Annotated in this window: 24 protein-coding genes; 3 read left to right on the forward strand and 21 right to left on the reverse strand. The window is 50.3% G+C overall.

The window, feature by feature from the left end; genetic code table 11:
* Positions 1-182: 182 nt before the first annotated feature.
* Positions 183-833: a hypothetical protein gene (locus tag H6624_10770; protein MCB9084819.1), complete on the forward strand. Its 651-nt coding sequence runs from the start codon at positions 183-185 to the stop codon at positions 831-833.
* On the opposite strand, the gene smpB is transcribed toward H6624_10770, so the two are convergent.
* The 6 genes from smpB to H6624_10800 form a co-directional block, all read right to left on the reverse strand.
* Complete coding sequence (gene smpB, locus H6624_10775; protein ID MCB9084820.1) at positions 778-1,233, reverse strand: SsrA-binding protein SmpB; 456 nt, start codon at positions 1,231-1,233, stop codon at positions 778-780. The genes H6624_10770 and smpB overlap by 56 nt on opposite strands.
* Positions 1,230-2,072: a ribosomal RNA small subunit methyltransferase A gene (rsmA, locus tag H6624_10780; GenBank protein MCB9084821.1), complete on the reverse strand. Its 843-nt coding sequence runs from the start codon at positions 2,070-2,072 to the stop codon at positions 1,230-1,232. Before rsmA ends, smpB begins: the two co-directional genes overlap by 4 nt.
* The gene (gene tsaD / locus H6624_10785) at positions 2,069-3,118 is read right to left on the reverse strand and encodes a tRNA (adenosine(37)-N6)-threonylcarbamoyltransferase complex transferase subunit TsaD (GenBank protein ID MCB9084822.1); all 1,050 of its coding nucleotides are present in this window, start codon (positions 3,116-3,118) and stop codon (positions 2,069-2,071) included. Before tsaD ends, rsmA begins: the two co-directional genes overlap by 4 nt.
* 83 nt (positions 3,119-3,201) lie before the next feature.
* Positions 3,202-3,870, reverse strand: a complete 669-nt coding sequence (locus H6624_10790; GenBank protein ID MCB9084823.1) for a tetratricopeptide repeat protein — start codon at positions 3,868-3,870, stop codon at positions 3,202-3,204.
* The gene (locus H6624_10795) at positions 3,867-4,145 is read right to left on the reverse strand and encodes a DUF4398 domain-containing protein (GenBank protein MCB9084824.1); all 279 of its coding nucleotides are present in this window, start codon (positions 4,143-4,145) and stop codon (positions 3,867-3,869) included. Before H6624_10795 ends, H6624_10790 begins: the two co-directional genes overlap by 4 nt.
* 63 nt (positions 4,146-4,208) lie before the next feature.
* Positions 4,209-4,715: an OmpA family protein gene (locus H6624_10800; protein ID MCB9084825.1), complete on the reverse strand. Its 507-nt coding sequence runs from the start codon at positions 4,713-4,715 to the stop codon at positions 4,209-4,211.
* Between the two features lie 225 nt (positions 4,716-4,940).
* On the opposite strand from H6624_10800, the gene H6624_10805 reads away from it, so the two are divergent.
* Both H6624_10805 and H6624_10810 read left to right on the forward strand, forming a co-directional pair.
* On the forward strand, positions 4,941-5,300 hold the full coding sequence (locus H6624_10805; GenBank protein MCB9084826.1) for a single-stranded DNA-binding protein: 360 nt from the start codon (positions 4,941-4,943) through the stop codon (positions 5,298-5,300).
* Between the two features lie 135 nt (positions 5,301-5,435).
* The gene (locus H6624_10810; GenBank protein MCB9084827.1) at positions 5,436-5,930 is read left to right on the forward strand and encodes a hypothetical protein; all 495 of its coding nucleotides are present in this window, start codon (positions 5,436-5,438) and stop codon (positions 5,928-5,930) included.
* Here the strand turns inward: H6624_10810 and H6624_10815 are convergent.
* The 15 genes from H6624_10815 to H6624_10885 form a co-directional block, all read right to left on the reverse strand.
* Complete coding sequence (locus tag H6624_10815; GenBank protein MCB9084828.1) at positions 5,923-6,159, reverse strand: hypothetical protein; 237 nt, start codon at positions 6,157-6,159, stop codon at positions 5,923-5,925. The genes H6624_10810 and H6624_10815 overlap by 8 nt on opposite strands.
* 5 nt (positions 6,160-6,164) lie before the next feature.
* Positions 6,165-7,382 carry a DUF2802 domain-containing protein gene (locus H6624_10820; protein ID MCB9084829.1) on the reverse strand — a complete coding sequence of 406 codons (1,218 nt, stop codon included), beginning with the start codon at positions 7,380-7,382 and terminating at the stop codon, positions 6,165-6,167.
* A 361-nt stretch (positions 7,383-7,743) separates the two neighbouring features.
* Positions 7,744-8,286 (reverse strand): outer membrane beta-barrel protein, encoded by a 543-nt coding sequence (locus H6624_10825; GenBank protein ID MCB9084830.1) that lies wholly within the window; start codon positions 8,284-8,286, stop codon positions 7,744-7,746.
* A gap of 57 nt (positions 8,287-8,343) precedes the next feature.
* Positions 8,344-9,540, reverse strand: coding sequence for a pyridoxal phosphate-dependent aminotransferase (locus H6624_10830; protein MCB9084831.1), 1,197 nt, complete (start codon positions 9,538-9,540; stop codon positions 8,344-8,346).
* Positions 9,541-9,580: 40 nt separating this feature from the next.
* A complete protein-coding gene (gene coaD, locus H6624_10835; protein ID MCB9084832.1) occupies positions 9,581-10,054 on the reverse strand; it encodes a pantetheine-phosphate adenylyltransferase in 474 nt (157 codons plus the stop codon).
* A 3-nt stretch (positions 10,055-10,057) separates the two neighbouring features.
* On the reverse strand, positions 10,058-10,609 hold the full coding sequence (gene rsmD / locus H6624_10840; protein ID MCB9084833.1) for a 16S rRNA (guanine(966)-N(2))-methyltransferase RsmD: 552 nt from the start codon (positions 10,607-10,609) through the stop codon (positions 10,058-10,060).
* Positions 10,609-10,977: a hypothetical protein gene (locus H6624_10845; GenBank protein ID MCB9084834.1), complete on the reverse strand. Its 369-nt coding sequence runs from the start codon at positions 10,975-10,977 to the stop codon at positions 10,609-10,611. Before H6624_10845 ends, rsmD begins: the two co-directional genes overlap by 1 nt.
* Positions 10,974-11,327, reverse strand: a complete 354-nt coding sequence (locus tag H6624_10850; protein MCB9084835.1) for a response regulator — start codon at positions 11,325-11,327, stop codon at positions 10,974-10,976. The genes H6624_10845 and H6624_10850 overlap by 4 nt, the downstream gene beginning before the upstream one ends.
* On the reverse strand, positions 11,324-13,387 hold the full coding sequence (locus H6624_10855; protein MCB9084836.1) for a PAS domain-containing sensor histidine kinase: 2,064 nt from the start codon (positions 13,385-13,387) through the stop codon (positions 11,324-11,326). The genes H6624_10850 and H6624_10855 overlap by 4 nt, the downstream gene beginning before the upstream one ends.
* A 13-nt stretch (positions 13,388-13,400) precedes the next feature.
* A complete protein-coding gene (locus H6624_10860) occupies positions 13,401-14,027 on the reverse strand; it encodes a hypothetical protein (protein MCB9084837.1) in 627 nt (208 codons plus the stop codon).
* A complete protein-coding gene (locus H6624_10865; protein ID MCB9084838.1) occupies positions 14,002-15,519 on the reverse strand; it encodes a glycosyltransferase family 9 protein in 1,518 nt (505 codons plus the stop codon). The genes H6624_10860 and H6624_10865 overlap by 26 nt, the downstream gene beginning before the upstream one ends.
* Positions 15,482-15,661 carry a hypothetical protein gene (locus tag H6624_10870; GenBank protein ID MCB9084839.1) on the reverse strand — a complete coding sequence of 60 codons (180 nt, stop codon included), beginning with the start codon at positions 15,659-15,661 and terminating at the stop codon, positions 15,482-15,484. Before H6624_10870 ends, H6624_10865 begins: the two co-directional genes overlap by 38 nt.
* Complete coding sequence (locus tag H6624_10875) at positions 15,658-17,319, reverse strand: glycosyltransferase family 9 protein (protein ID MCB9084840.1); 1,662 nt, start codon at positions 17,317-17,319, stop codon at positions 15,658-15,660. Before H6624_10875 ends, H6624_10870 begins: the two co-directional genes overlap by 4 nt.
* Positions 17,316-17,942 (reverse strand): hypothetical protein, encoded by a 627-nt coding sequence (locus H6624_10880; protein ID MCB9084841.1) that lies wholly within the window; start codon positions 17,940-17,942, stop codon positions 17,316-17,318. Before H6624_10880 ends, H6624_10875 begins: the two co-directional genes overlap by 4 nt.
* A 4-nt stretch (positions 17,943-17,946) precedes the next feature.
* Positions 17,947-19,044, reverse strand: coding sequence for a tetratricopeptide repeat protein (locus H6624_10885; GenBank protein MCB9084842.1), 1,098 nt, complete (start codon positions 19,042-19,044; stop codon positions 17,947-17,949).
* Between the last annotated feature and the right edge of the window lie 124 nt (positions 19,045-19,168).

Here is a 19,168-nt window from a genome sequence, read left to right on the forward strand (position 1 = left end):
TGACAACCCGACAGACTGAAGGCCAGGACAAGGGAGCCGAGGCAAAAACAGCCCACTCCTAAGGAATTGAAAGGGAAAAATCTGCCGACTGACTTTTGCAGTGAGTTCATGTGGATATGATAGAAGACCTTTGGGGAAAATACAATGCAGGATAAAATTGAACTATGTGGCTTGGTAAAGGCATGGAACATACACACCCTGCGACTTTCGCCCGCCGGGGTTCATTTTTTGTCGATCGGGAATTTCAGGTCCGATACATCTCCTTGGTCCTTGCCGCCGCCACCGTTGGAGCCTTGTTAAACCTTATTCCCATTTTCTTTTTCCTCGAACAGAACTATGACATCTTCTATGAGCTGGCTTTCAACACTGCTCCGCAGGTTCTTGAACACCTGGAGCGGGAACGGTTTTGGATTCGAATATTTTCAGTTGGATCATTCCTGTCAATCGTCGCCTTCTTCGGCTTTATCGGCTTCAAGATGACCTCCCGGATCGTGGGTCCACTCAAGGTCCTGCGTAACCACTTAAAACAAGTCTCCAGAGGGAATTGGCGATTGAATCCAATTAAGGTGCGAGAGGCTGACGAGTTCCAAGATCTCATTGAGGCCTACAATTACTTCTACAGCTCCTATCGAACCATGTTACAAAGGGATTTGGACCGACTCAAGTCCCTGAGTATCGACTCAAGCAATCGGGATGCCTATATTGCCTGGAAACAGATGATTGAAGAGAGGGCCATGCAGCTTCACCTGCCCAACGCATGGCCTGACCCTGCACCGACTAGCGTGAGCGACGCATCGTCTTCTGCAACTCCCGATTCACGTCGCGCTTCTTGATCGAGTCACGCTTATCGTGTTTCTTCTTTCCTCTTCCTAAGCCAATCTCAACTTTGACTCGGCCTTTTTTAAAATAGACCTTCAGAGGGACGCAGGTGAGGCCCTTCTCCTGAATGGCCGCGGCAATCTTATTGAGCTCATAATCGTGAAGGAGGAGTTTGCGTAATCTTTCTGGCTCATGGTTGTTGTAGCTGCTCGGCTTGTAAATGGGGATATGAGCATTCTGAAGGTAGGCCTCGTGGTTTTGAAAAGACACGTAGGCGTCCTTGAGGGTGCAGTGCCCCGCGCGCAAGGATTTGACCTCGGAACCCATAAGGGCAATTCCAGCCTCATAGGTATCAAAAATCTCAAAGTCAAAGCGGGCCTTTCGGTTGTCCGCTATCAACTTGATACCACTCATTGCTGATTCTCTTTTCCAGCCCGGGACAATTCCTCAAACAGCAGACGAAACTGCCGGGGCGACAATTCCTCGGCCCTGACTTGATGCCCAAGACCTAAGTCCTGACCCACGCGAAGAGCCAAGTCCATTTCTACACCAAAGCGACTGTACTCGCCAGAGAGGTTCTTCCACAAAATCTTGCGACGGTGGGAGAACGCGGCCTTCACAAAGCGCAAGAGGGCCTGCCCACTGCAATTAGGCGCATCCTCAAGCCGATTAAAAAGCAACACCCGACTGGCCACCTGGGGTGCCGGCCAAAAACAGCGAGGCCCGGCTTCACAAACCGCTCTCACCCGCCAAAACAACTGGGCCACGACGCTCAGGAGACCATACTCCTTGGTTTTGGGGCCGGCCATAATTCTCTGTGCCACTTCTTTCTGAAACATCAAAACCATGGATTCAATGGCTAATGGCCCCAAACAGCGGTCGATCACAATAGAGCTAGATATCTGATAGGGAAGGTTGCTCACCAGCGTCGTCCCCTGAGCGAGATTCAAAGAGTTCCAGTCCACCATAAGGGCGTCTTCTTCAAGCAACTCCAGACCCTCACCCCGCCAGAGTCCCGCAAACTCCCTGTCCAACTCGATCAATAGAAGTGGAACATCCAATCCTCGCAGTCTTTCTGTCAATGAACCCAATCCAGGGCCCACTTCAACTAACGAGTTTGGCTGGCAACCTTTTACCGCCTCCACAATTCTTTTCACGATATTTTCATCAATGAGAAAGTTCTGTCCCAGGGATCTTTTGGGCGAGGATCCCAATTGGGCTAGCTTGTCTTGAATATCCTCTTTGAGACTCATGGAGAGTCCGCGGTCTTGAAATCACCAGGGTAGGGTCTTGGACTGGGACCCAAGTCTTCAGCCGCCCTCTCCCCTTTGCGCAAACGATGGATTCCCGCATAGCCAATCATGGCCGCATTATCAGTACAGTAGCGAAGAGGGGGAATCACCACTAAACAGCCCTGCTGCTGACCCCACTCTTCCGCCCGACTGCGCAAACGGGAGTTGGCACTCACACCGCCAGTCAATACCACGGTTTTGATCCCTGTCTGCTGCACTCCTCGTGTGAGTTTAGCCAATAAGACATCGACGATGGCTTCTTGGTAGGAGGCACACAGAGAGCTGATTTCGGACTTCTTCTCTTCAGCCGACATTTTAGCCAATTGATTTTGTGCTGCGGTCTTCAGTCCTGAAAAACTAAAATTTAGATTCTCTTCGTGAATCATGGCGCGAGGAAAGCTGTACTTGCTTGCATCCCCTTCACGGGACAGCCAATCGACCTGCACACCGCCCGGAAAGCCAAGCCCGGCCATCTTGGCAAACTTGTCAAAGGCCTCACCAGCAGCATCGTCCACCGTGCGTCCCAGAATCGTGTAAGAACCCAGCTCATCAACCTGAAACAAATGGGTATGACCGCCAGAAATCGCCAGCCCCAGATAGGGGAAGCCGAATTCATCAGGTGCCGAGAAATCATTGTCCTTCAAAAAACCCGCAAGAAGATGCCCCTCTAGGTGATTCACCGCGACCAGGGGAAGGCCTTTTGCCAAGGACAGGGTTTTCGCCGTCACCAATCCCACGAGTAAAGAACCCACCAGACCCGGGCGGGAAGTCACTGCCAAACCGTGAATGTCAGACCAATTCCGTCCCGATCGACTCAAAGTTTGTTCAATTAGAGGAAGAATATTTAATGTATGATTGCGACTGGCAATTTCGGGTACCACACCACCAAAAGGTTCATGAACCAAGTCCTGATTGGCTGAACACACGGCCTCCACCTGACCCTGCCAGGTCACCACAGCGGCCGAAGTGTCATCACAACTGGTTTCGATAGCTAATATGCGCTCAATTTCTGGATTGAATTCCATTCTCAGGAAATAGCACAGGGGCATACAAAAGGCGAGCTTCGGGCCCCGTCAACCACCCCTTCCCTCTATTTTTTGACGGATTTCAAGCGTGTTTTGGCTTGCTTGGCCTCTGAAGACTTAGGAAATTTTTCAATCACTTCGTCAAAAAAAGCCCTGGCATCATTGCCCATGCCCAGCTCCTGAAAACACACGCCAATTTTATAGGTGGCCGACGCGTACTTGCGTCCCTTTGGATTCATCTCGCGGTACTTCTGATAGCCAACGATGGCAGCTTTCCAGTCCTTTTTATCAAATGAATCTTCAGCCGCCGAAAAGTTGCCCTTCTTGGAAGCTGGAGCCGGAGCTGCCTTTGCCTTTTTCACCTGCTCCAACTCTTGGGAGAGCGATACAATTTGACCTTCCAGTTTGCGCAAGGCCTCCTCATAGAGCCTTAGTCTCTCATCACTTTGGGTTTTGGCTGTTTGCCGCTCCTGCAGTGCCTGTTCCTTCTCCTGACGAGCCTCGTTCAGCCTTTGCTCAAGAGTTTCAATGCGACCTCGCATATAGCGGAATTGCTCATCATAGTCCTGAAAGCGCACCTCATCCCGTGCCGCCGACTGCTGAAGATTGCTCAACTTGTTTTGCATTTCACTCTTGGACTCAGCTTCTTTGAGATCAGCCCGTGTCCGCAGACACCCCGAAAAGGACCCAAGGATGAACAAACCGACTATGCCAGATAGAAACAAATTTCTCATGGAAACCCCTCACCCGATTGAAATTTACGGAGTCGTGCGGAATTTTCCGCCTTTTCCGCATATTCTCGCGCCTGCTCGAAAAACTCGCGGGCCACTCCAAAATCATTGTCCGCATAGGCTTGTTCACCTTTGCGATAATACTCCTCAGACTTGTGCCAAAAGCCAGACGCATAGCGGGCTGCCTCAACATCCTGGGCCGCCTGTAGTGCCGTTCGTGCAATGGTGTATTCTGGAATCGGTGGTGCGCTGGCACATCGCCAGCCACCAAAGATCATGAGTACGATCAGAAGAAGTGTTCGAAAGGAAATGTCTCGCCCCATCAATTGGGCCTCACTTCCTTACTGGGGAAGCGGTACAAAGTTGGCGCGACGGTTACGAGCATGATCAGCTTCACTGTCACCTTGTGACAAAAGCTTTTCTTTTCCATAACTGATGATGGTCATCCGCTTGCCATCAATTCCCAAGCTCACCAAATAGTTTTTAACCGCCTTGGCACGACGCTCCCCCAAGGAGAGGTTGTACTCAATTGAACCGCGGCTGTCGCAGTGACCTTCAATTTGAATGGTCAGATTGCTGTTTTCCTTAATCCATGAAGCATTGCCAGAGAGAATCTTGCGAGCAGATGCAGTCAAAGTTGCCTGGTCATAGTCAAAGTTGACGGTTTGCAGACCTTGAATATTTCCACTGTCAGATCCCATGGGATCAAAAGACATGGCCTGTGAGGTCACACTGGGATCGGCACTCACATCACCTACGGTGGAGTCTTCTTTTTTTTGCTTACTTGTACAAGAAACACCGAAAACAAGAGTCAGAGAGAGAAAAATCAAGGCGACAATGCGAGACATAACGACACTCCTTCTAGTTGAGTCCCCATTCTAGGAAATCACGTGTAAAAGTCAAATGTTGCAGGTTCTTGGCCAAATACTCTTTGACGCCAGCCATAAGCCCGCTCATGTCCTGTTTACGGACATGAAACATTTCGCTGTGGCCAAAAGCCTCATTCTGGATTGGTGCCGACCTTGCACCACCTGTCTTAACTCAGACTAAACCAATTTTTGTGGAGGATATCCATGCAAAGTCTCAATACCGTCATTCTCTCTGGCTACCTTGGGGCAGACCCCGAATCGCTAGAATCCAAAGACGGCAAAACCTATACCCGCCTGAGCCTGGCCACCCACCAGGCTAAACGCAAAGGAGAAAATCAGCCGTGGAGCCTACACACCCACTGGCATAAGGTCCTAGTGTTCGGACGCCAAAGTTTGCTGTGTCAGACCCGCCTGCACAAAGGTGATCGCATCGCCATCGAAGGGATGTTGAGTTCCATTTCCAACAAGAACGCAGATGGCCAGACTTTCCGCCAGGTCGCGGTTTTGGCCAATCGAGTGAGTTTTATTGAAGTGAAGGAAAATCAAGTGGATGATGAGGATTAGAAAGCCCCGTAGTTCAGTCTGGATTTGACCAAAATGAGGGTGCCGGTAGCACCTCGATCTTGACTTTTCCCGCCCCGCAGGAAATGATTATGCTGTGGCGCATCTTATGGCGCTCTGCTTTCTGTCGGGGGAGACATGGACAAGTTGCAGTGGATCCGAGACTTAGTGCTGGCTGAACAGCAAATGGAAGAGTCGGGTGTGGTGGATTTCTCAGCCGGATTCGATCCCGGCAAGGATGTGGATCAGGCCACCATTGAGTTTATGAACGATCTCAAGGCAGCTTTCGTGGAGAGTGCCAGTGCCTTTAATCAACTCAAGGGCTCCTCGGTCGGCAACGTCAAAATCTACGGTATTTCCAAAACAAAATCGGATTTCATGCTTTTTCGCAATGGTTACAAACTGATCTTTGCTCTGCGCAAGCCAGGACTGATTGGAATTCGCTTTAATCTGATTGGCTCCAGCTTTTTGCCTGGACAAGAACCTGAGCAAGTCTCTGGCAAAGAGGATCTTCTGAAGGCCGCGTGGGGCGCCTTTGGTGAACTCAAGTGGACTTATAATGATCAGCTAATCAACCTGGATTACCTGGTTCGCTATTATCTGAGCCGCTTTATTCGTGAAAGCTCTAAATAGAAATATCAAAGCGCCCACGACCGGGCTCCGCTAGTCGAAATGCATAAGGGCGGACGGCCGTAACGACCAGGTCAATGCTTTGGCCAAGCCGAAATTTTTTAGCAGTTTGGTTGTGAACGCGGATTAGATCTCCCTGGAAACGCACAACCATGGAACCGTCCCGTTGCAGCTCCACCACCTGTGCTTCCACCACGTCCCCGGGATTAAATTGAGGAAGAGAAAACTTCATGGCGACTAGCCTAGATAATCATTCACGTTGATTTTGGGAAAAGCCACCTCACGCACCCCTGCCTCTCTAGGACGTAGACCATTCTTGTCCCGCGGCTCGCCTTCTGGTTCCAACATAGTAAATCGGGTCTGGGCTTCATCCGAACTTGCTGAGGGCTTTTGCAGGTCAAAGCTCGGCACCCCACCCACCTCCTCGTTCTTTGCCAAAGTGGTATTGAAGCTCGGCTCCCCAGGCATAATGATTTCCGGACCTTCGTCTTCAGGTTGGTCCTCGTCCCGCGTTTTATCCAAGTCCAAGACAAAGGATTCACTGATCTCAGCCGGTACGTGGGGCTTGATAAGCGAATTCACATCACGCTTTTCAGCGACTTGTGCTTGAGATGGTTCCTCGATAAAACTATCAACCGACTCGTCTCTTTTGTCGTGAAGAAGGGATGATGCCTTGCTCATCAATTTATCAGTCACCTTGCGTGCCGCCTCCATCAGCTTACTGGCTTCAACGGACTCCTGGGCTTCTTCAATCTGCTGAGTCTCGTAGCTGCGACAGGCCTCGCGGAATTCATTGCCCAGCTTTTGGAGTGACGCATATTCCTCCTTGGGAACATCAAACACCGCCGAGAGATCACTGCCGCGATATTCAAAATCCTCAGCTCCGTCTTCGAGGATTCTCTCGTCACCTGATTCTTCGACCTGAGGCACTGGCTCCTCGATTCGTGCCCACTCCGGAAGAGCATCCTGATCAAACATCAGGCGGTCCTTGTTCACTTTGGCAATGAACTCAATCTCACCCATGGGAAGATCCACCGCTTGGGCGATCTCAGCCAAACTGGCCCCTTCATGGGCCATACGAGCAGCGCGCACGTATTTGATGGTATTTTGTCTCTCAATAATCTCCTCATGGGGAATTTTGTCTTGAAAGATCTCGGCCATTTCTCGGCTGCGTTCGATGGAGTGATCGACTTGATTCATGTGCTTTTGCGCGTCCTCAATTTTTTGCTGAACCTGACGAGTCTTTTGCTCAAGAAGAGCCGTCAGCTGTTTCACCTGAACATCGGTACGGTCAGACAAGTCCTCAAGCACAGCAATCTTGCTCTGCAAAAGTTGCAAGCCACGACTGAGGCGAGGATCATCTTGTGGAGGCTTCTTGAGTTTTGACCACAAGATATAAATTGCCAGTCCCAAAATCAGATTCACCACGATTTGCAAAAGCATGAGTGAACTCACAGCCACGTCCTTTCGTTCAAATTGATCCCTCTTTGGATCAATGCCGTCGGCCGCTTAGTGGAGTTCACCTGGAAGAAAGATGGCAGCCGCCTTCCTCTATAATAATGAAGGTCGAGGCTAGCCGCAACACGACACGAGAGAACTCCCCGCAAGAAGTCCAGCTCTCTGTAACAATTCAATTGTAGTTTTTGAATTTCAAGACCTTGGCTCAGTCTTTTTTGGTCAATTGTTTACGGCGACCTTGGTCGAGGGTTAGGTGCCTATCTACTTTTTTGGATGCACGGTAATAAAAAAGGAAGGGTTGAACCCTTCCTTTTCTATTACCGTGCATCCAAAAAAGTAGATAGGCACCTAACCTACATCAGAACCAAGCCTTCGCAGCAATATTGAAGTTCAAGGCCTGAAAACCTTCAGCCTCCACTCCGCTGTCGCTCGAGGACTCAATCGACATCCAGCTACCTTCAACTCCCAAGGAGAAATTGTCGTTGAGAAACTTGTCGTAGCCAAAGACAAGGCCAAAGTGAGTGGGGCTACTGGAAAAGGTTGTTCCCACATCCAGTTTTGTCGTACCAACACGCAAGCCAATAAAAGCGCCGTCGGCCACACCCTCAAAGTGGAAGGATCCCTCGATACCATAAAGGGCATAGTTGAAGTCCACTTTACTGCCGCTTACGTCTTCCTCTTTTGAAGACGTTAAAAAGTAAGCGCCAAAACCAAGCTCACCATCCAGGCGGGCTCCGCCAATCACTCCGTACGCTAAACGCGAAGATGTGTCATCCGCGTTGGGCACACTAAGTCCTGCTGTGGCTCCAACATATCCCTTGGCCTGAGCCAATGCGGGCGTAGAAGTAAAAACCAGGGCCATTGCCATTCCTGCCAAAACCAAAAACCACGACTTTTTCATTATACCAGACTCCTTGTTGTTCTTATTCTAATACCGATCTCAATCAAAACCCTCTAACTAATCCAAACGGTCAATAAAGCTCTCGATCCGCATCAGGGCCTTTCCTAACACATCCTGATCAAGGGCAAAACTCAAGCGCAGAAATCCGGGAGCGCCAAACTCACAGCCTGGAACAGTGGCCACAAGCTCTTCCTCAAGCAACACTTTGGCAATCTGACTGCAGTCATCAAGGCCATGACCCTTAAATCCGCGACCACAGACACCACGAAAATCAGGGAAGATGTAAAACGCACCCTGAGGTTTTAAGACTTTCACGCCTTTCATTTTGCTAAGGCTATCGTAGACAAAATCACGGCGGACCTGCAGCTTTTTGAGATAGGGAGCCAGAGCGTCCTTGCCCATCTTTAGTGCCGCCAGAGCTGCTATTTGGGTAAAGGGGCTGGCACAGCTCACAGACTGACTCTGCAAATTGGTCATAGCTTTAATCACCTCTTTGGGGCCAACTGCCCAACCCAACCTCCAGCCAGTCATCGAATAGGTCTTAGACACTCCGTTAACAACGACAGTCCGATCCACCAACTCTGGTGTGGTTTGAAGGATATGAGGAGCCACGTCGCTGCCATCAAAAATCAGGCGATTGTAGATGTCATCACTGAGGACGACCACCTGCTTGTGTTTTTTTAAAACCTCTCCGATCTGTTTCCATTCCTCCATGGTGTAAACGGAGCCCGTTGGATTACTGGGAGAGTTGAGGATGATTAATTTGGTTTTAGGGGTGATGTGGCGCTCGAGCAGCTCCGCCGTCAGCTTGAATCCTGTTTCAGGACCGCAATTGACAAGCACAGGCTTTCCCGCGGCCAACTCCACCATAGTGGGATAGCTCACCCAGTAAGGACCGGGCACTATGACTTCGTCTCCGGGATTCACCAAGGCCTGAAGGGCAGCATAGAGAACAAATTTGGCACCAGTAGACACCGTCACCTGATCAGCATCGTAATGATGACCCAGATCCAAGATCGTCTGTTCGCAGATCGCCTGGCGCAACTCAGGCAAACCATTTGCTGGAGCGTACTTGGTTTGCCCCGATTTTATGGCTTCGATACCTGCTGCCTTGATTTGTTCAAAAGTGTCCCAGTCGGGCTCACCGACTGTCAGGGAGTACACGTCGTGGCCTTGTTTCTTTAGTTCCTTGGCTTTTGCCGCCAAGGCAAGCGTGGGAGATGGTTTTAAGCTGGCAACTCGATCAGCTAACATTTTGGGCCTGGCCTTTCTAGGATCTGTTTTTGGTCCTCAATTAAATTCTTTTTTTCAATGCATCCGCCACCTGTCCTGGTACCAGATCCTGAAGGGATCCCCCGTTGACGGCGACTTCCTTAACCATGCGAGAGGAAACGTAATTGTATTCGGGTCGTGTAAAGACAATCATGGTTTCAATCTCAGGTGCCAACTTACGATTCATATTGGCCATGGCCAGTTCATACTCATAATCCGAAACCGCGCGCAGACCGCGCACAATCACCTGAGCTCCAGAGCGCTTGGCATAATCCACCGTTAAACCAGAAAAGACTTCAACCTTTACCCCAGAAGTACCCGACAAACACTGACGGATCAGCTCGGCCCTTTCCTCGGCTGCAAACATATAACTCTTTTGCTCTGATTGAGCGACTAAAACAACCACTTCAGAAAACAATGGTTGAATGCGCTTGATGATATCAAGGTGCCCATAGGTGATGGGATCAAAACTCCCTGGATAAACGGCCCGAACCATATTTCACTTCTCCGGCATACTGAAGAACGAAACATTTTTATCACCAAAGCTACGGCGATCCAAGAAATTATAGGGTGGGTAATTTTCGCCAATAGGCTCTTGGTGACTGGATTCGATGACAATCAGTCCCTCTGGGGTCACCAGAGGGAATTGAGCCAAAATCTCCATTACAGGATGGGCTATTTTTTCCGTAAAAGGAGGATCCGCCAAGACCACATCAAAAGGAGCACCATCCCATTTTTTTACAAATTTAAAGACATCGTCTTTTACAACTTTCACGTCTTCATTAATGCCAAGTGTTGTGAGGTTTTTCTTAAGAATTTGTAGAGACCTTCCACTTTTTTCTACAAACACCACCTCCGCCGCCCCCCTGGAAAGGGCCTCAATACCCAGATTTCCCGTCCCGGCAAACAAGTCCAAGACCCGGGCACCCTCGATATAAGGTGCAATCTTGTTAAAGAGGCTCTCCTTGACTCTATCCGTCGTAGGGCGAATATGCCCGGCCTGAAAGCTCACCAGCTTCCGACCCCTATATTTTCCGGCAATGATGCGCATTAAGGTGCCACCTGCTTGATTCGCACGAGAAAGCCCCGAATCTCCTGACGGTGCTGATCGGAAAGCTGAAGAAAGTGAAACTCCGTCAATCGCTGCACACTACGGTTCTTTTCTCCATCGATCAAGGTTCGGTCGTAATTTTTAATCACCCTCAATGGCCCGGCGATCACCACTTCCGTCAATGGAATTGTAAAGCTGGCTTCTGGAAGGGACGACGCCACCTTCAAGATAATGCCCGTGGTGTCCACTATCATCCCGCGCTCGGTAAGCTTAAGGATCTTCATGGTCACCACCTTACCCTCACGCTGAACATTCAGATCAATGGGGTAAGGAGAAACCTTTTTGCGAACGACGGGTTGGCTGTTCATTGACACAGTCTCTCAGCGGTTTCAAATATGACAAAGATGTCATCAAATGGTTTGGGCACAAACATATCCGCCCCAATCGATTTGGCTGCTTCCAGATTGTACTCACCGGAATAGGCGGAAATCAAAATAACTTTTGCATTGTGATCGGTACCAATCTCCTTCATGACCTGAGGGCCACTCAACCCCGGCATGAGGACGTCTAAAAATACCAACCTGGGATTTTCGCGCCGCCAAACCTCAAGGCCCTGGGTTCCATTCTCGGCTTCCAGCACCTCGTGGCCCTTCATCTCTGCCACACGTTTTAGCGCCCGTCGCACTAGAGGTTCATCGTCGACTATCAGAATTCTCACTCCTCATCTCCCGCCTGGGGAAGCCGAACGGTGAATTCGGTTCCATTTTTTCCATCACTCCACACCCAAATGCTACCGCCAAACTCCTGTACCACCTTGCGACTCATACTTAAACCCAGGCCGGTTCCTTTGCCTTCGGCTTTGGTGGTAAAGAACGGGTCAAAAATGCTCTCCTGAATTTCCTCGGGAATGCCCTTCCCTGAATCGCGCACGCGAAAATCCACGTAGGGCTTGCCATCTTCCATACCCGTTTCGGTGGAAATCCACAAGGTCCCCCCATCTTCCATGGCCTGACAGGCGTTATTGACAATATTAAACACAACCTGCTGTACCAACTGAGGTTCGACTTTGACACTCGTGTCGTCTTCACTCAATTCAATTTCCTTTATAAAGGGATTCATGGCGGTCTTAAGTAAAGGCAGAGTTTTGGTTACAATCTCGTTTAAGCCCACCACCTTCAAAGGCATGGCGTGACTGCCACGGGAGAATTCAAGAAGGTTGCGGATGATGGACTGACAGCGGGCAGCCGCCTTCTCTACCTCAACCAGATCCGAATACAGGGAGTTCCCAGGAGTCCGATCATGAAGTAGGATCTGGGCCGTGGAGCGAATGCCAGTCAGTGGATTATTCAGCTCGTGGGCTATGTGCCCAGCCAAGTGGCCGACGGCAGCCATCTTTTCATTTTGTACCATGCGACTTTGCAGATCATGGGCCCGCGTGATGTCCAGATAGTGATTCACTACTGTGGTCGGATGGCCTTCGTCATAGAGGCGAATAGGATAAGAATGAACCTCAAAAATTTGGTTGCCCTTTTTCACCATGGACTGCTGTGGGCCTGGCCCCTCAAGCGCAGCCGGTACAGGACACCCAGAGCAAACGTCTCCCCGTCCCTGAAACTGCTGATAGCATTTATGAGGTCTCTCACTCTGGTTGGTAAATGTCTTGTTAGATAGCAAGAGGTTGAAGTCCATATCCACAATGGCCACGGGGTCATCAATGCCGTCAAAGGTCTGCTCCCACAGGTGAGAAGTATTGCGCAGTTCCTGCTCCAACAGAATTCGATCAAGGGCAATGCTCAAGGGCTGAAGACGGGCGGACAGAAATTTAATAAACTGCTCCTGGGCTCGATCTTGTAGGGAGTGTTCAAAAAACATCACCGCCACTTCAAACTTGTCGTCCGCTAAGGGCTTCTTTCCCGAAGGAAGAGGAATGGCCAAGACCTTGCCAAAGGGTCTTGAAAAGGCATTGGCCAGGTACTGACTGTCCGCCTTTTCATTGAGCCGCAATCGCAACCCCTGAGGCCAAGGATTCCTTGCGTGGCTGATGTGAACTTTTCCGGCCCGAATGTGTAAGAGACGGCGGTTTTGGTTGCTAAGCACGTAGGCCAATATGGGGTCACGAACCTGATGAAAGGGTTTGGTTTCCTCCCTTAGCAATTCCACCAATTCCTCAACAGCCACTAGCCCTGCTAAATCCTTTACAAAGCGGATCAGACGACTGATTTCCGTGACTTTACTCTCTGCCTCTGACTTGGACGACTGAAGCTCCCGGGTTCTCTCGCGAACCAACTCCGTCTGTCCCGAGGTCAGCTCTTCCAGGTCTCTGTTCTGCGCCTTAATCCGCCTTACCAGGCTGGTTCGGTCTTCCTGCTTTTCTTTTAGGCGGATTGATTCAAAAACCAGAGCCGACAGCTCAACCTCTGAGCCTCCAGCAGATATGACTCCATAGACCCCCGCTCGATTCACAGCTTCGCTCAATGCCTCGGGACTGTCTTCATTCAAAAGAAGAATCCGAGGCACATCAGGGCGAAGTTCCCTGGCGCTCGCCAAGAAATCTACCGCCGAATCAAATCTCCCGGAGCTTATGGCAACAGCCAACGAAATATCAGCCTCACCCAAGCGAACCAAGGCCTCATCGAATCCACTGATGCGAACAATCTGGGCCGGCTGAACTTGTCGGGAAATTTTTTGAAAGGTGTCCAAAGAGGGAGCGTCTGGCGACTCCTCCGCCCAGAGAATTCGACTTTGGGCTAATGCCTGGACAATATTATCTTCGGCCATGTTCCTGGCAGACTCAGTGCTCCAGCTCCTCGTCTACCATTTTATCGACCCGGGATAAAACCTCAAGCCATTTATCGAGAGCGTTGCTCATCTCATACTCTAGATAGTCAGCCAACAAGACCTTGTCATTGCTTTCAAATGCGGAGTACAGAGTGCGGACGACATCGGCAAATTGAAGTTCAGCTCGGCGCCATTCTTCTTCTGCCACTCCGACTTCAGCCCAGTCCTGACAACTCTTTTTAATCAGGAATAGGGCATCAATTAACCAACGACTGGAGTCGAGTATTTGTGAGAGCAGCTGATGCCCCTTTTGAAAGTCACCTGTCTGCATATGGCCAGCCGCCAAAACCGAGCTCTCCTTGATCTTCGGGATGTAGGCTTTGGCTGTCGTCACAGTCTGTCCCAATAACTCCTTGGGGCGCTGAGTTTTTACCTCAAGCCTCTCCACTCCGGCCAGCTTCTCCTTGGCAAATCTCTCTTCATCGCTCTCATCCAAAAACATGCCATTGACTCGAATTTCACAAACCACCTCGCCCACCTGCCACAGACGGTCCTCGATAGCACGAATCACATCGGCAAGCGATTCACACTGATCAAACTGGCTCCTAATTTCCTCAGCTGACCAAGTTGTCGTCTGCATGACCTTCCTCCAATCCGTGAATTCCTATTCCCTCACGTCCCATGTAAAGACTGGCGACCATTTTAAGGGACTCAAAAATCCGCCGAGTCTGTTCTGCCAATTCCACAACAGATGACGGGCCAATGCGAATCTTTTCAGTTTCAAACCAGGAGATTAGGGGATCTAAGTCGGGGACCATGCGCCGAACGCTGCCCATTAGTCCGTCCACCTGACCAAGAATTTCTGCGGCGACAGCTCGTGCCCCTTCATTGTGAATCACCTCAATTTGAGCAATGGCCAGCTCCGCCAATTCGTAAATGCGGTGAAAACCATGAACCGCCAGAGTCGATGGTGGTGCGGGAAAATCAGCACCCAGGTAAATAGCGCGAATCAAATCCCAAGAGAACTCCGTGTTGGCTGAGATCCCGCTGTGCTCAAACCAAACTGGACTCTCGCCTGTGGCAAAAGCTACGTCACCTTCCGGGGTCAGGCCTTCCAACAAGTGCCAAATCTCCTTGGCCATACTTTCAGGGTTGGGGGCCTGGCTACCGCCGACCAAAAGAATCCGGGAACCTGGCTCTTTGGGGCCAGTTTCCCAAAAGTTGACTGTCGGAAATGAAACGTTCAAACACTCCACCTGCGCCAGGGAGGCCATTTGCATGACCACACTATCGCCACCAATTACTATCCGCGCCGAGGACAGGAGAGGGAACAGTTCGCTCAATCGCGTTTTGCCCACGAGACTGTGGACGCGCGAGGAGCAAACCCCCTCCAAGATTCTTTGTCCAATCAAAACTTCACTGGGACTGCCCACTAAAATAATTCGCCCCTGCCACCACTGCAATAATCGCCTGCACGTCGCTGACCACCGCTCAGCGCTGAGAGTCTTATGTGAATCGCTAGCCCCTACATGGAGAACTAAGTAGGGATCGCGGGTGGGAATTTCATGAGATTCAAAAATTCGGTCCTTTTGCCCAGGGTTTCTCTGATAGTCCAAGAGAGTCCAGTCACTGTCCTGAACATCCACTTCAGCAACCGAAGCAAAGAGCTCAGCCAGGTGAACGCGATTGTGCCGACCGACACCAACTTGAGCGTAGAAGTAAGCACTGGCGTCATCAGGAATAGCCAGAAATCCATCATCAAAACGGGTGTAACCTCTGACCACCGTGTTCTCCCGACTAAGGGAGCGGGAGAGATAACTGGAGAATGGCGAAAAACTCAGGTTAATAATTTCATCAAAGCCAATTTCCCCTAGCCGATCGACCCATTCGCTCAATCTCCTAAGAGAGGCACCAGTACTGGTGCGAACGCCGTAGACCGGTTCCAGGAGATGGGCCGTGTCCATTTGATGAACAGTGCACTCAATGCCCACTCCCTCAAGTGCGGCCGCAAAGCGCTTTCTGACCAGCAGGTGTACCTCGGCCTGGGGATATTTTCTTTTTACCGCGCGAATCGTTGGCCAGGACTGATAAATGTCACCGAACCGAGCGAGTTGAGTAATCAGAATTTTCATTTTTTAACTGCTCCCTGATGAGCTCTTCGAGCATTCTAATTTTTTCCACTTCCTTGGTGTAGCCACGGGTCTCTACAATTTTTCGACCCGACTCTTCTAGCTTCTTTAGGGCTTCGCGCAGTTCGCCTTCAGCTTTCTTCATAACATCTCCATTGATTGGCTTTGCATTGAGCGAATGAGTTTCATTCGTATCGTGGATTTGTGTTTCACTTCTTCAAGCATCCCTCGGATGCGACGCAGTCTGGCCAAATCCGGTAGGCCGTCTCGTTGAGCTCCGCCCAAAGAGGACAAATAGGACAATAATACACGACCGCTGTCGTCCCGATCACACTCCTCATACAGGAGATCGATCATGCCCTTCAATGCCACCTCGCTATCACGACTGCTCCCCAACCTGCGACTTTTGTTAAGTAAGCCACCAACCACGTTTTCCGTGAGAGTGGCTTCTCTCTCCAGAGCCAACAGACTCTTTTTGATATCTTCTTTTTTGAATTTTGGATGAGCCTGGGTGACCGACATATAGAGACGACGGCCCTCGCTGCCAAATTCACCCACAGGCCTGAGGTGTTCCTTTTCCAGCATCATTTTCCAGGTGGATCGTTCGATCCATCGCTTGATCGTCGCCACTCCAGGGCGATCGCCAATGGCCTCGGCCATCCAATAGCCCGAAGAGGAAAAGTCACTTACTAAAATTTCGGCCTCCGAGGCGAATTCGCGGGTCAATAGCAATAAGGATTTTCTATTGCCGTTCAAAAGTGCCTCCGCCGCTAGAGCAATGAGCTCCGGCGACAGACGGTCACCACAGCGGTGGCTTTCAAATCCACAGCTCACTGAGTGCTGGCAGGGGGCACAGGGTTCCTTGCTTTGAACAATGAGATTTCCCTTCCGATAAATTCCCGTTTTTCGATAGTCGCTACTCCCCAAACTGATTTCCAACACCGGACAGTCCGTCGCTGATGCCAAATGCTTGATGCTGGTGTCTCCCGTGAGAAGCAAATCAGCCCGGCATAGCAGGCTATAGGCACCTGCAAAACTACAAAGAGCTAATTCAGCCTTTACGGATTTCTGCAGACAGAGTTCCTGAAGAGCCAAAAGGGATTTCTCCTCAAAAGGAGCTCCGAGCAAATAGAATCGAGCCTGGGGGTTTTTGACCTGCAAAAGCCGCAAAGACTCACTCCACGCCTCAGTTGACCAGTTCTTCTTTGCATCACTGGTTAAGGCCTGGACCAAATATCGGGGCCCTGAGTGGCCACCGAAAATGAGTTCAGCCTCTTCCCGACCTTCCTGACTCTCAGCCAGACTGTAGCGGTTGACTGGACTCACTCCGGCGCCATAGCAAAAGATATCGCTATAGTGAAATATCTCCTTGCCACCAGCAGCCACATAATCGTTAAGGTAATTAAACCAGGTGGAACCAAAACTCGGCACCCCGTTGCGATTCAGGATCAGTCCTGCTTTTTCACGCGCATCAAGGGCCCCACATAGCCAACCACTCAACCTGTTTTGGGTGACGTTGATCAGGCGGTCGAACTTCTCCTGATTTAGCTCATCAATCAGGTCGCGAAGCATGAAATAGGAATCAAAGAAGGGACGATTATATTCACCCAGCCCTTTTTGCAACTCGTCTCGTTCAAAGTAGTGAAAGGTGGCAAAGGGCATAAGCGGCTTTAGCAGGGCCGAGCCTCTATTAACGAGAATATGAATTTCGATTTCAGGGTTGGATTTGCGCATGGACTCCAACAGGGGTAGTGCCAACAGCGTGTCACCAATGCGCAACAGACTCACTAAGAGTACTTTCATTTAATGAGCTCCCTCAGTGTTTTAATAATAAAAAAGTCCTGATCCGAAATCTCCTCTGGGCCACCAGAGTCCATAGGATCAAATATGCGCCAGTTAACCGGAACCTCATTGAGCCACAACAAAGGCTTCTGACCCATGGAACTGAAGCTGGGATGAGAGGCCAACTGCAACCGAAAACCGCTGAGCGTTCGACCAAGGAGTTGCTCCCTGATTTTTTCGTACCACGCTAAATTCAAATCAACCGAGGCTGGATGACTGAGGATCGAATACCTGGCCGCTAACAATCTCTGAACTGAGTGATCCTCGGTGATGGCACTCTCGTCGTTGCCGGTCAGAATAGGAGTATCAAACAATTCTAATGGAAAGAGCTTTTCGGCAAACTGCCGACAGCGCTCACTTTGTTCAAATATTACTATCTGCTTTGTAGGATAACGCTTTCTCAGCAGAGCCACGTGATAACCAGCCCCGAGACCAAGAATAACCAACCCCTTGCTTTTTGTAATCTGGTCACGATGTCCGGCCAACCAACGTTCGGCCTCGACTTTGGGATCTATCCGGGAGCAAAGGTACTTCTCACCGATCCGCAGAACCCGGTCACCAGACTTGGCGTAGAGCTCTTCCATGAATTCAGTTAAACCTTTCTTTTTGCCTCTTTAACTCTCCATCCACCATGCTCTTGAGAGTCAGGGCCTGGGACGAAGTTGGTTCAAGGAGCAAAGTTCTTTCTAATTCAATCGAAGCCTGGCGAAAACGGCCGGAACTATATAGAAGCTTCGCCAGAGTTAAGCTTTTGGCTGCGTCCTGATCACGGCGCTGAAGATAGTTCTCCAGTCGATCAATGAGCTGAGCCATCCGGCCATCCTTAAGTGCCCATTCAATGGCCAGATTCAAGGCCGTTTCATTCTCCGGATTTAGGTCCATGGATCTTTCCAAATTACCCCAACTCAACTCCAGGTCGCCAAACTGACGGTGAACTAAAGCCAACCCCACCCAAGCCTTGTCACTGGCCGGGTTCAATTCCACTGCCTGACGAAAACGGGAAACGGCCCGTTCCAGGTCCCCCCGTTGAATCTCTAAAGTTCCGTAGTTCACCAGCAAGGTGTCGGAATGAGGATTGAGAGTGTAGGCCCGATTGTAGTTTTCTTCGGCTGACTCGTAATCGCCTGAACGTACCTGAATGTTGCCCACATTTTTGAAGATCTCAAACAGCTCAGGCTCCTCACCACGCAGCCCCTCTAAGGCCTGAAAGTAGTGATTGAGGGCCTCTTCGTCTTGTCCCATCTCATAATAGACCTCGGCGGCCCTGAGGTGATTCTCTGTGTTCTCTTCGATTCGCAGCAGCTCCGAATAGCATCGGGCGGCCTCATCCAAGTGCCCTTCACCTTTGAGGGCATCACCCATCCACTTGATTGCCAGTTTGTGCCTGGAGTTTTTGGCCAATACTTTGCGCAACAAACTTTGAACCAGACGATACTCGCGGGCCTGAAGAAGAATTTTTGCATTATTAAGGAGCTCGGGCTCCTGGCAGCTCTGCGCATCGGAAGGGGCAGCAACGGGGGGACTCTCCTGCTCCCTGTCAAAGGCCTCAACTGCCTCAACGGACCGAGTGATCGGAAGAGCTCGCATCTTTTCCTCTTTAATGGGAAACCGCTGGACCTCGTCAGTCGATTGTTCGTTCTTGATTGAAAATGATCGTGAATGACGTTCGGACTCAAGTCTAGACATGGGAAATCCCTCCACCAATTGAAGGGAGCAACTCCAGTGCCATCGCCAGGAACCAATTCAGGCCTAAGTGAAGTCAATTTGATGACGGAGATTTGACTCTTACAATAAGAGAGCGTCAGGTTTT

It is taken from the genome of Pseudobdellovibrionaceae bacterium (assembly GCA_020635075.1).
Lineage (GTDB): Bacteria > Bdellovibrionota > Bdellovibrionia > Bdellovibrionales > UBA1609 > JADZEO01.